The sequence below is a fragment of the Clostridium sp. C8 genome, assembly GCF_001010885.1.
In the GTDB taxonomy this organism is placed as follows: domain Bacteria; phylum Bacillota; class Clostridia; order Clostridiales; family Clostridiaceae; genus Clostridium; species Clostridium sartagoforme.
On record NZ_LBMX01000054.1, the window covers coordinates 65,668 to 77,819 of the forward strand.

At 27.6% G+C, this 12,152-nt stretch carries 12 protein-coding genes; 9 read left to right on the forward strand and 3 right to left on the reverse strand.

Translation table 11 applies throughout. The annotated features are described in order from the left end of the window. Positions 1-317: 317 nt before the first annotated feature. The 6 genes from lonB to AAT22_RS08960 all read left to right on the forward strand — a co-directional run bounded on the left by lonB (position 318) and on the right by AAT22_RS08960 (position 6,655). Complete coding sequence (gene lonB, locus AAT22_RS08935; protein WP_016206217.1) at positions 318-1,991, forward strand: ATP-dependent protease LonB; 1,674 nt, start codon at positions 318-320, stop codon at positions 1,989-1,991. A 317-nt stretch (positions 1,992-2,308) separates the two neighbouring features. Continuing rightward, the gene (gene lon, locus AAT22_RS08940; protein WP_047000950.1) at positions 2,309-4,639 is read left to right on the forward strand and encodes an endopeptidase La; all 2,331 of its coding nucleotides are present in this window, start codon (positions 2,309-2,311) and stop codon (positions 4,637-4,639) included. After that, entirely contained in the window at positions 4,635-5,237 is a 603-nt protein-coding gene (gene yihA, locus AAT22_RS08945; protein ID WP_040436484.1) for a ribosome biogenesis GTP-binding protein YihA/YsxC, read from the forward strand. Before lon ends, yihA begins: the two co-directional genes overlap by 5 nt. A 152-nt stretch (positions 5,238-5,389) precedes the next feature. Continuing rightward, positions 5,390-5,755, forward strand: coding sequence for a hypothetical protein (locus AAT22_RS08950; RefSeq protein WP_016206214.1), 366 nt, complete (start codon positions 5,390-5,392; stop codon positions 5,753-5,755). A gap of 25 nt (positions 5,756-5,780) precedes the next feature. Then, positions 5,781-6,026 (forward strand): hypothetical protein, encoded by a 246-nt coding sequence (locus tag AAT22_RS08955; RefSeq protein ID WP_016206213.1) that lies wholly within the window; start codon positions 5,781-5,783, stop codon positions 6,024-6,026. 107 nt (positions 6,027-6,133) lie between these two features. Next, complete coding sequence (locus AAT22_RS08960; protein ID WP_047000951.1) at positions 6,134-6,655, forward strand: hypothetical protein; 522 nt, start codon at positions 6,134-6,136, stop codon at positions 6,653-6,655. Positions 6,656-6,833: 178 nt separating this feature from the next. Here AAT22_RS08960 and AAT22_RS08965 read toward each other — a convergent pair whose 3' ends face one another. Further along, entirely contained in the window at positions 6,834-7,763 is a 930-nt protein-coding gene (locus AAT22_RS08965; RefSeq protein ID WP_047000952.1) for a hypothetical protein, read from the reverse strand. Positions 7,764-7,855: 92 nt separating this feature from the next. Next, positions 7,856-8,263 (reverse strand): Fur family transcriptional regulator, encoded by a 408-nt coding sequence (locus AAT22_RS08970; protein ID WP_016206210.1) that lies wholly within the window; start codon positions 8,261-8,263, stop codon positions 7,856-7,858. A 360-nt stretch (positions 8,264-8,623) separates the two neighbouring features. On the opposite strand from AAT22_RS08970, the gene AAT22_RS08975 reads away from it, so the two are divergent. The 3 genes from AAT22_RS08975 (at position 8,624) to AAT22_RS08985 (ending at position 10,649) form a co-directional block, all read left to right on the forward strand. Then, a complete protein-coding gene (locus tag AAT22_RS08975) occupies positions 8,624-8,956 on the forward strand; it encodes a hypothetical protein (protein ID WP_016206209.1) in 333 nt (110 codons plus the stop codon). Positions 8,957-9,121: 165 nt separating this feature from the next. Beyond that, positions 9,122-10,324: an HDOD domain-containing protein gene (locus AAT22_RS08980; protein WP_047000953.1), complete on the forward strand. Its 1,203-nt coding sequence runs from the start codon at positions 9,122-9,124 to the stop codon at positions 10,322-10,324. A 115-nt stretch (positions 10,325-10,439) separates the two neighbouring features. Beyond that, the gene (locus AAT22_RS08985; RefSeq protein ID WP_016206207.1) at positions 10,440-10,649 is read left to right on the forward strand and encodes a hypothetical protein; all 210 of its coding nucleotides are present in this window, start codon (positions 10,440-10,442) and stop codon (positions 10,647-10,649) included. A 30-nt stretch (positions 10,650-10,679) separates the two neighbouring features. On the opposite strand, the gene AAT22_RS08990 is transcribed toward AAT22_RS08985, so the two are convergent. Beyond that, positions 10,680-12,146: a nicotinate phosphoribosyltransferase gene (locus tag AAT22_RS08990; RefSeq protein ID WP_047000954.1), complete on the reverse strand. Its 1,467-nt coding sequence runs from the start codon at positions 12,144-12,146 to the stop codon at positions 10,680-10,682. Positions 12,147-12,152: the final 6 nt, after the last annotated feature.

A 12,152-nucleotide genomic window follows, 5' to 3' on the forward strand; every position in this document is an offset into this window, starting at 1 on the left:
TTATATTTAACAGTAAGATGTTCTTTTTATTCTTTAGGAAATTATAAAAAGTTTATGATGTGTATAACTATTTATGATTTCTTCCTTCAGCTGGCAAAAGGTCATATATAAGTTTACGTTGACTTGGAGTGGACCGACGGAATAAGAAAATTTACATATGACCTTTTTTATATTAAATTGGAAAAACAATATGTATAAGAAAAATCATGGTAATTATCCCTTTTTTTATAGAATATTAACTTATGATTAAGTTAATAATATGTATATAACTAAAAGAAGGGAGGGTGCATTACTTTTAAAAAGTTAATGCAAATTTTATGACTGAAATCTTAGTAATATTGCAAATAACAACTATGTTACTGTTTATATATTATATGGTCAATAATAATAAAGGTCATAGTAGCAATAAGGTTGTTATAGAAAAAGAAAATATAAAAGAAATGGATAAATTAAATAGGATGCGAAGCATTCAATTAACACAACCATTAACAGAAAAGAGTAGACCTACTAAATTTCAAGAAATAATTGGTCAAGAAGATGGGATAAAGGCATTAAAAGCAGCACTGTGCGGCCCAAATCCTCAACATGTTATAATATATGGTCCACCAGGTATTGGAAAAACAGCAGCGGCTAGATTAGTTTTGGAAGAAGCTAAAAAAATGGAAAAGTCTCCATTTAAAAAGGATGCAAAGTTTATAGAAATAGATGCAACAACAATAAGATTTGATGAAAGAGGTATAGCTGATCCATTAATAGGATCAGTACATGACCCTATTTATCAAGGAGCAGGATCTCTAGGAGTAGCAGGAATACCACAACCGAAACCAGGAGCTGTAACAAAAGCCCATGGAGGAATTTTATTTATGGATGAAATAGGAGAACTTCATCCAATAGAATTAAATAAACTTCTTAAGGTATTAGAAGATAGAAAAGTATTTTTAGACAGTTCTTATTACAGCAGTGAGAATCCAAATATGCCAGATTATATTAAAGAAATATTTGATAATGGCCTTCCAGCAGATTTTAGACTAATAGGAGCAACAACAAGAAGTCCAGAAGAGATAGTTCCAGCTATACGATCAAGATGTGTAGAAATTTTCTTTAGATCTCTTGAACAGGAAGAAATAAGAGTTATAGCAAAAAATGCAGCAAATAAAATAGGATTGGAAATTGATGAAGAATGCTTAAATTTGATTTCTAAATATTGTACAAATGGTAGAGATGTTGTAAATTTAATACAACTTTCATCAGGAGTAGCAATAAATGAAGATAGAAATGATATAAATATAGACGATATACAATGGGTTATAGAAAATGGTAACTATACACAAATTCCAGATAAAAAAATTAGAAATAAATCTCAAGTTGGAGTAGTTAATGGATTGGCAGTACATGGAGCCAATATAGGTATATTAATGGAAATAGAGGTAACTGCAAAAAAAGTAACCCATAGAATAGGCAATTTAAAAGTTACAGGGATAGTTGAAGAAGAAGAAATAAGTAGTAATAATAGGAAAGTAAAAAGGAAAAGTACTGCATACTCATCAATACAAAATGTATTTACAGTGTTAAATAATATTTTTAACTTAGAATGTGAAAATTATGATATACATATAAATATTCCAGGAGGAATGCCGGTTGATGGCCCATCAGCAGGAGTAACAATAGCGACAGCTATATATAGCGCTATAAATAAAGTTAAGGTAAATAGTAAAGTTGCGATGACAGGAGAAATAAGTCTGTTAGGGGAAGTAAATCCGATTGGAGGAGTTAGTGCCAAAATAAATGCAGCTCAAAAAGCAGGAGCGACAAAGGTTATTATACCTACAGATAACTGGAAAGAGAGCTTTAAAAATATAGAAGGAATAAAAGTTATTCCTGTTAAAACTTTAAATGAAGTAATAGAAAATGCTATATTAGAAGATGTAGTTGTAGATGATATAGTAGTTAGTAATAATATGGATGTATTATCAGCAAAAGGAGAAGAATAAAAAGGAATCTGCTATAAAAAGCAGATTCTTTTTCACTTACTATTTGAAGTAGCAATAAAATGTAATTTTTTATATAACTTATTATGTTTTTTAGGTAAGCTTATTGTTAAAAATCTATTAACAGTATTGTCCATTGATAAATTTAAATTATGTATTATAATAATATATACATGATAATAATGAGCATATGATAATAAATATTAGCTATTTGTTATAAAGTTATGATATAATGATTGATAAATTAAAATAGATTGAAAAATTATAATTTTATGTGTATACTATAAAAGTTACATAATGATATAAGGAGGATGGGAATAATGAGTGATATATTAATGACTCTACCTTTGATTCCTCTAAGGGGAATTAGCATTTTCCCTAATATGATAATACATTTTGATGTAGGAAGAGAAAAGTCTAAAGCAGCTATTGAAGCGGCAATGGAAAATCAAACAAATATATTCCTAGCAACTCAAAAGGATTATGAAATAGAGGAACCAGAAATTAATGATATTTACGATATAGGAACTATATGTAAAGTTAAACAAATAATAAAATTACCAAATAACATAATTAGAGTATTAGTCGAAGGATTAGACAGAGGAAGAATAACTAGCTTAGATAATAGTGAAGATTATTTCAAAGTTTCTGTAGAAAAAATAGAAGAACCTTCAAATGAAGAATATGAAGATATTGAAGCTTATATTAATTCATTAAGAAAAAGTTTTAGTAGATATATTAAGGCTTCAGGAAATATGAAAAGCAACATCATGTCTATATTCGATACTATAGTAAACTACAGTGAATTAATAGATGTAGTTGCATCTTATGTAATTGTAGATGAGGATAAGAAACAAGAAATATTACAAGAAGTAGACTGTATAAAAAGAATAGAAAAACTACTTATTATAATAGAAAATGAAATAGATATAATAAATGTAGAAAAGAAAATAGGCAAAAAGCTTAGAGAAAGTGTTGATAAATCTCAAAGAGAATACTATATAAGAGAACAAATAAAGGTTCTTCAAGAGGAAATTGGAGAATATGATGAAGATAAAAAAGAAATTTCTAAGTATGAAGAAAGAATAAAAAAATCTAAATTACCAAAGCATGTTAAGGAAAAAGCAGAAAGTGAATTATCTAGATTAAAATCTGTATCAGGGCAAGGTTCTGAAAGTAATGTGATAAGAAATTATTTAGACTGGATACTTGATATACCTTGGAGTAAATCAACAAAGGATAATTTTGATATCAAAAATGCAGAGAAAATACTTAATGATGAGCATTATGGCTTAGAGGAAGTAAAGGAAAGAATAATAGAATATTTAGCTGTTAAACAATATACTAATACTTTAAAGGGACCTATATTATGTTTAGTTGGTCCACCAGGGGTTGGTAAAACTTCAATAGCTAAATCAATAGCTAATGCAACAAATAGAAAATATGCAAGAATGTCCTTAGGTGGAGTAAGAGATGAAGCAGAAATAAGAGGTCATAGGAAAACCTATGTTGGAGCTATACCTGGAAGATTAGCATATGTTTTAAAGGAAGCTAAGGTAAACAATCCTCTTGTTTTATTAGATGAAATAGATAAATTAGGATCAGATCATAGAGGTAATGTTTCCGATGCACTTCTAGAAGTTTTAGATAGTGAACAAAACAATACATTTAGAGATCATTATTTAGAATTAGATATGGATTTATCTAAAATATTATTTATAACAACTGCTAATTCACTAGATACAATACCAACACCACTTTTAGATAGGATGGAAATCATAGAAGTATCTGGATATACTTATGAAGAAAAATATAATATAGCAAAAGATCATCTTATACCTAAATTATTAAAGGAACATAAGTTAACCAATGAACAATTCAAAATATCAGAAAGTGCTATAAAAGAAATTATTAACTCTTATACTAGAGAAGCTGGAGTAAGAAGCTTAGAGAGAGTCTTAGGAAAGTTAATAAGAAAAGTACTTACAGAAATGATGAGAGATAATAAAAAATCTATATCAATATCTGCTAATAGAATAGAAAAGTATTTAGGAAATAAAATTTATACTTTTGATGTAAAAGAAAAAGAAGATAGAATAGGTGTAGTAAAAGGAATGGCATGGACAGCTGCTGGTGGAGATACACTGCCGGTTGAATCCGTAATTATGAAGGGAACTGGAAAGCTAATTCTTACAGGTCAATTAGGAGATGTTATGCAAGAATCAGCTAAGATTGCCTTTGGATTTGTAAGAGCTAATGCAAGTAAATATGGAATTGAAGAAGAATTCTATAAAAATACAGATATTCATATACATTTTCCAGAAGGAGCTATAAAGAAAGATGGACCTTCAGCTGGTGTAACTATAATTACATCTATTATATCAGCATTAACAAAGAAAAAAGTAAGAAGTAATGTTGCTATGACTGGAGAGGTAACATTAACAGGTACAGTTCTTGCAATAGGTGGATTAAAGGAAAAGTCAATAGCAGCATTTAGAGCTGGTATTGATACTATAATAATTCCAAAGGAAAATGAGAAGGATATTATTAAGATTCCATCTACAGTGAAGAGTAAGCTTAATATCATTGCAGTTAATCATGTCAATGAAGTATTAAATAAAGCTATAATTGGAGTTGAAAATATTGATTAAAATTATAAATTCAGATTTTGTTATATCTGCAGTTAAAAGAGAACAATATCCGATAACTGGATTGCCAGAGGTTGCGTTTGTAGGACGCTCTAATGTTGGTAAAAGCTCTATAATTAATGCTATAACTAATAGAAAAAAACTTGCTAAAGTTAGTCAGACACCTGGAAAAACAAGGTTAATTAATTTTTTTATCATAAATGGAGATAAATTTTATTTAGTTGATTTGCCTGGATATGGATATGCCAAAGTCTCAAAGACTGAAAAAGCAAGTTGGGGTAATACTATAGAAACTTACTTAAATAATAGAGAACAGTTAAAGAGAGTAGTACTTTTAGTTGACTCTAGACATAAACCAACAGCAGATGATATACAAATGCATGAATGGATTAAATTTTATGGGTATGATGAAGTAGTTATAGCAACTAAAAGTGATAAACTGTCTAATAATGAATTAAGAAAAAGTGAAAAAGTAATAAGAGAAACATTGAATTTATCAAATGAAGATAAATTATATTTCTTCTCATCAGTGAATAAAAAAGGGAAAGATGAGTTAATAGATAATCTTTTTGGCTCTATAATTGAAGAAAAAGAAGAATAATTAAGGAAGAACTTAAAGTATTAAAGCTTTAAGTTCTTTTTTATTTGTTAAAAATTTAAAATATTACAATAAAAAACAGTGGCAATTATTATTCGAGAGAATAGTATATACTATAAAAACAAAAAACTAAAAATCCCAAGGAGGAGTAAGTTATGGAAATGAATGAAATTCTAAATGGTCTAAATTCATACGGTGCTAACGATGGAATTGCACCTCAATGTCCACCACAAGGCATACAAGGTTTCAACAATAACTGTGGAAACAATTGTGGATTTGGAAGCTGGATCTGGATTCTTTTAATACTATTTTATAGTGGAGGATTTGGCGCTAGAAATAATAGATGTTGCTGTAGAAAAGAAAGAAAACATGATTGCTGCTGCGACGATTACGGATATGGCGGATATGGAACTGGAAACTGTTCATCTTATCTATTCCTATTAGTAATTCTATTCCTATGCAATGGCTGCTCTGGTTCCGGTAATATCGGAAACGGAAATCTATTTGGCGGATGCTGCTAGTTTAAATTAGAAAGGAGAGATAATCATGTCAAAGAAACATTCTCACAAAAAAGACTACTATGATGATTGCTGTTGCTGTGAACCAGTACCATGCTGTGGAGCTGGAAATGCATTTAATGGAATAAATAGCTGTATTACACCAATAATATTCTTATTAATAGCATGTGGTTCAGGTGTTTTAAATAACAATTGCTCATATCTAATAATTTTATTATTCTTACTATGTGGAGGCTCTTTCGGAAACCTATTTGGTGGAGAAGGCTGTTGTTAGTATAGAGGATGGAGGGCTATGCCCTCCAAAAAAATGTCTTAAATTATAAACACATTAGCTTTTTTTACATATAATAAATCAAAGGAAATATAATAGGAGGAACCTAAATGTCAAGGAAAAAGCGTAGGCATAAAGGAGAGAGAGTAGTCAATGAAAACTCTAACAATAGAACAAATAATGCTCCTTTTGGTATAAATCCAGCTCAACTTATGAGTATGTTAGGTGGTAATATGGATATGAGTCAAATTGGAAGTATGCTTTCATCTATGAAGATGGATGGTTTAGATTTGAATAATTTTAATTTGGGGAATTTTAATAATAATCATCAAGAAAATAATGTAAATCCCGGTAATAGAAATATATTTGATTTAGGAGCTTTGCAGGGAATGATGAATAATTTAGGTTTAGGGAACTTTAACTTTAACAATAACTCTCCTCAGTATTCAAATTTAACTAATGAAAATAATTTAAACATATCTGATGATGATATAGATAGCATAGATAATGAAGTACTATATGATGATGAAAACATACAAATGCTAATCGCTATTAAAAGTATAGTTGACCCGAAGAAGGCTGCGTTTATAGAAAGAATTATAGAAGCATATAATAAGGGTGATTTCAAATAATACTTTTATGTAAAGTTTAATAAATATATTTTTTAATGTATAAAAGAAGAACCATAAGCAAAGAATAATAATGTACCGGAGAAGTATTCTCCTATAGCAAACGTAGAGAAATCTTCGTTTAAGCTAAACCCCCCCATCCCCCTTTTAGGCCGCTATTAGCGGCCTTTTGATTTTAAACTTATATTTTCTTTATTGAAGATATTTTGAGAGAAGTATACCCATCATATTTAACAGTTAAATAAAGTAATAATTCCTTTGATGGAGTAGAATCATGTACACTTTTGGTATTCTCAAAAGATAAAGTCCAATTCATTCCTAAAATATTTCCATCTTTATCCCATTCAAAATCTGTAAAATATCCATTTTGAAATGAATATCTAGTATTATCTTTATCTAGGCCCCATAAAATTGCTAGTTCATTACTATCAATGTCTGAAGTGAAAATATTTGGAGCTTCTGATAATTCATATGGAGCCTCAATAATATCTATAAAGCTTTGAATAACAGAAAGACCTTGAACTTTTGGTTTTGAAAATGTTATATCTTTTATCTTATCTTCAAAAAAAATATATCCTTTAGTAGAACCATCACCTTTACTAGAAGATAAAGATAATAATTTAGGAGTCTTGTTATTATTAGAGTCTAATATTCCAACTATATTATCATTAGATGTGAAGGTATTTATAAACTTATCACCATTCCATGAGAATATATAATTTATAGGAGTTTTATCTTTAGATAATCTAACAATAATTTCAGGAATATTATTTCTTGATATATCCAAAACATCTATTTTTATTGGCCATTTAGTAACTGAATCTCCAAGCAATGCTAAGTTATCTTTACTAGTTAATGAATAAGTTTCATCCTTACTTTTTATATTTATTATGTAGCTATTATTTTCCTTAGATACTTCTATCTCGTCTTTTTCACCATCACCATCCAAATCAAAAGATATATTATTTTTAGAATTTACAGGAGTAAAAGCCTCAATATATCGATCTTTTGTAAAGAAAAAGTAAATTGATGAAATAAATACAAAAAGTATAAGTAATGATACTATATAAGATAATATAGAGTTTTTCTTTATAATAATGAATTTTGACATATAATCACCTCAATTTATTATATGAAATTCATTAGTGATTAATTCAACATAAATAAAAAGCTAGAAATTAAATGAAATTCCTAGCTTTTTGTTTATTGACAATCTTTACATAGTCCATAAAAAAATATTCTATTTGATAGAACCTTATATTCTGAGCACTCCTCAGCAGTACGATTAAGAGTTGTAAATGATATATTTTGTAAATCAGATACCTTACTACAGTTTATACATTGGATATGAGCATGTTCATGTGAATTAGCATCATATCTAAAATTACCTTCTCCAACATTAATTTCTTGAACTAAGCCAACTTCTACTAAAGTCTTTAATGCTTTATAAACTGTAGCTAAACTCATAGTAGGGTATTCAGGTTGAAGTGCTTTATATATAATTTCTGCAGAAGGATGTTCATTTGTACTCATTAAATATTTGTAAACTGCTAATCTTTGAGGAGTAAGTTTTAATTTCTTTTCTCTGAAGATAGAAGTTATATTCTCCATAATACACCATCCTTTTATATTGTTTATATAATTATATAATACTCTATATTATATGTCAATGTATGTTTTTTAGTAATTAATTCTATTGAATAATCAATATTAATTACTAAAGTATTTAGTTGTTTAATTATTTTATAGTATTTACATTTAGTAGTAAAATTTTCTTTTAAGTATTGTAATTATAAATTTAATATGTTAATATAATAATGTGGTTGTTAATTAATTAACAAACTCTAAGATTTAAATTAATACACATAGCATAATAATATCACAAAAATTAGTAATAATATATATATAGTTAAAAATAATAATCTATATAATTACAATAATGTAATTATATATTTATAAGGAGGAAATAAAATGGCAAAATATAAAGTTGGAGATGAATTAATTGTAATAAGCGATCCTTCAGAGGAAAAAGAAAAGTTAAGAGAACTAACATACCTTACAACAGATGGAGATTACGCACAAATATCATGGGGTTTAAAAATTATTAAAGTTGAATATGATAAACCATATGTAACTTTAACATATAGAAATGTTGATGGTGAAATAAATAAGGTATTTGCTGAATGTAGAGATATAGAAAACTTTGATCAGGAAAAGGTACTAGAAAAAGCTCTTTTAAAAGCATTCACAAATGAAATAATAAATATTTCAGTAGTTAAAAATAACACTCATTGTAAATTATAAAGAGGGGTAATTACTTTCTAATGTTCATTAATTATAGCATTAAAAAGTAATTCCTTCTTTTTTTTATCGTATAAAGACGTATAAAAATTAAAATTTTATGATTTTCTTTTAAATTATATATAACTATTATATAATGATTATAAATTATGTATTGAGGATGAGAAAATGGATATTTTTATAGCTAGACAAGGAATATATAATAAAGAGGAAAAAGTAGTAGCTTATGAATTATTATATAGAAACTCATTAAATAATATTTTTGATGACTCTATAGAAGAAGAAATAGCCACATATAAAGTTATAGAAAATATATCATCTTTTGGATTAGATATTTTAACTGATAATAGAAAAGCTTTTGTAAATTTTTCAGAGAAATTAATAAAGAAGAATATTGCAACATTATTACCAAAAGATAAGGTAGTAATTGAGGTGTTAGAAACTGTAAATCCATCTAAAGAAATAATAGATAGATTAAGGTTTTTAAAGGAAGTTGGATATAATATAGCTTTAGATGATGTAGTGGAAGAAGAACATATTATAAATTTTAAAGATGTTATAGATATAGTAAAGGTTGATTTTTTACTTTCATCTAAAGAATCAAGGAAACAAATAGCTAATGTTTGCAAAAACTTTAATATTGAAATGTTAGCAGAGAAGATAGAGACATTAGAAGATTTAAAAGAAGCACAGGATTTAGGTTATGATTATTATCAAGGTTACTATTATAGTAAACCATCTATATTTCTAGGGAAAGATATCTCTATTAAAAATAGTAGTATTTTTTCACTTTTAATTGAACTTATAAGAGAAGATTATGATTTAGATAAAGTAGAATATATAATAAAGACAGATATTGCATTAACATATAAGTTTTTAAGATTTATAAATTCATCATATTTTAATTTTTTATATGAGATAAAATCTATAAAGCAAGCTATTATATTGATAGGTAGAGAAGAACTTAGAAAATGGCTATCAATATTATCTGTTGTTGAAATATCATCAGGTAAAAGTGAAGAGTATGCTAAAAACATAATTATAAGAGCTAAATTTTGTGAAGAAATAGCATCCATATGTAATGAAGATGCATCATCAGCTTTTATGGTAGGTTTATTTTCTAATTTACACCTTATGATAGAAAAAGATGTAGAATATTTAGTAGAAAATTTACCTGTTAATATGAAAATAAAAAAAGCACTACTTGGAGAAGATAATATTTTTAGAAATATATTAGAATTATCTTTAGCTTATGAAATGGTTGATAATGAAAATATAACAAGAAAATGTAATAAATTAAAAGTTGATAAAGGGTCATTATGGAATTCATATTGTAAAGCTATTGAATGGAGTAAAAATATAGGGAATTAAGTCGATATTTATTTTACAGAAATAGGCATGAAATGCTTTATTTTAACAAAAATATATAATATAATATAAGAAAATTGTGATTTCGTTTTCACATATGGGTATTGGGGGGAGAATCATGAGCAAATGTCCATTTTGGTCAACTAATAATGAAAAGATAAGTTGTTATAATGCATGTCCTATGCATTCAGAAGATAGTACATGTCCGTTTAAGGAATTTTTATCTTCAAGTAATAAAGTAGCATTTGTTGATAATGTGGATGAAGACTTATTTTATTCACAAGATAGGTATATAAATTATTCAGATGAAAAAGTTATTAATTATTAAATTTTAATAGGAGTTGTCTTATGACAACTCCTATTTTATGCATTTATGCAGTAAGTCTTGCTTTAATGTCCATAATTCTTGAGATAAATCAACATAATAAGTATGTGGATTTTCAAATCTCAATATTTCAGGCCACATTTTAGTACTTTGATTTTTAGAAAATTCTTTTATTTCTAAAACAGAAGGACTGTCATAAACTTGCTGACCTTTATCAAAAATTTTAACCATCAGATCTTTAACATAAAAATTAGTTACTAATTTTCTTTTCCAAGTTTCTATAGGATGGAAAATCTCAAGAGGCATTGATTCATCAATTATTTCATGATTTAAAGCGATAATATCGGCTATTGCATTGTGAGTTTCCTTATCATAAATTCTATATATCTTTTTAAAGCCTGGATTAGTAATTTTTTCTGTATTTTCACTTATTTTTATCTTAGGAACTATTTTATCATTATTTTCAACAGCTACTAATTTATAAACTCCTCCAAAAACTGGTTCAGATTTTGCAGTTATTAATCTTTCACCAACACCAAAGGAATCTATACAAGCACCTTGATTTAAGACATCTCTAATAATATGCTCATCTAATGAGTTAGACACAATTATTTTACAATCAGAATAACCAGCAGCATCTAAAAGCTTTCTGCATTTTTTAGTTAAATATGCTATATCACCTGAATCAATTCTAATTCCTTTAGGTCTCTTACCCATAGGCTTTAATACATCATTAAATACTTTGATAGCATTAGGAATTCCTGATTTTAAAACATTATATGTATCAACAAGAAGTGAACAATTATCAGGATAAACCTCTGCCCAAGCTTTAAAGGCTTCATATTCTGTATCAAATAATTGAACCCAACTATGAGCCATTGTACCAACAGCTGGAACATCAAAGTATTTGTCCGCAATAGTACAAGCTGTTGAATCACATCCACCGATTATTGAAGCTCTAGCTCCATAAATAGCCCCATCGTACCCTTGAGCTCTACGAGAGCCAAATTCCATGACTGTTCTACCAGCTGCGGCTCTACAAATTCTATTAGCTTTAGTTGCAATAAGAGTTTGATGATTTATTGTAAGTAAAATCATTGTCTCTATAAATTGAGCTTGAACAACTGGCCCTCTAACCATAACTAATGGTTGATTTGGAAAAACAAAATTTCCCTCTGGAATAGCCCATACGTCACATTTAAATTCGAAGTTTTCTAAGTAATTTAGAAATTCTTCTGAAAATAAATTTTTGTTTCTTAAGTAATCTATATCAGATTCTGTGAATTTCAAATTGTTTAAATATTGAATTAGTTGATCAACTCCAGCCATTATGCAATAGCCTCCGCCATCTGGAACTCTTCTAAAATACATATCAAAATATGCTATTTTATTTTGAATTTCTTTATTAAAGTATCCATTTGCCATTGTTAGTTCATAAAAATCAACTAACATAGTAAGATTACGTTCATTAGTAACATCAAATCTAATTAAGTTTTCCATGTTTTT

Excerpts from the sequence above, each read along its gene's own strand:
- AAT22_RS08970 (WP_016206210.1), bottom strand. The coding sequence starts at position 8,263 with ATGGAGAATATAACTTCTATCTTCAGAGAAAAGAAATTAAAACTTACT.
- AAT22_RS08980 (WP_047000953.1), top strand. The coding sequence starts at position 9,122 with ATGGATATTTTTATAGCTAGACAAGGAATATATAATAAAGAGGAAAAA.
- AAT22_RS08955 (WP_016206213.1), top strand. The coding sequence starts at position 5,781 with ATGTCAAAGAAACATTCTCACAAAAAAGACTACTATGATGATTGCTGT.
- AAT22_RS08990 (WP_047000954.1), bottom strand. The coding sequence starts at position 12,146 with ATGGAAAACTTAATTAGATTTGATGTTACTAATGAACGTAATCTTACT.
- lonB (WP_016206217.1), top strand. The coding sequence starts at position 318 with ATGACTGAAATCTTAGTAATATTGCAAATAACAACTATGTTACTGTTT.
- AAT22_RS08960 (WP_047000951.1), top strand. The coding sequence starts at position 6,134 with ATGTCAAGGAAAAAGCGTAGGCATAAAGGAGAGAGAGTAGTCAATGAA.
- AAT22_RS08975 (WP_016206209.1), top strand. The coding sequence starts at position 8,624 with ATGGCAAAATATAAAGTTGGAGATGAATTAATTGTAATAAGCGATCCT.
- AAT22_RS08965 (WP_047000952.1), bottom strand. The coding sequence starts at position 7,763 with ATGTCAAAATTCATTATTATAAAGAAAAACTCTATATTATCTTATATA.
- lon (WP_047000950.1), top strand. The coding sequence starts at position 2,309 with ATGAGTGATATATTAATGACTCTACCTTTGATTCCTCTAAGGGGAATT.
- AAT22_RS08950 (WP_016206214.1), top strand. The coding sequence starts at position 5,390 with ATGGAAATGAATGAAATTCTAAATGGTCTAAATTCATACGGTGCTAAC.
- AAT22_RS08985 (WP_016206207.1), top strand. The coding sequence starts at position 10,440 with ATGAGCAAATGTCCATTTTGGTCAACTAATAATGAAAAGATAAGTTGT.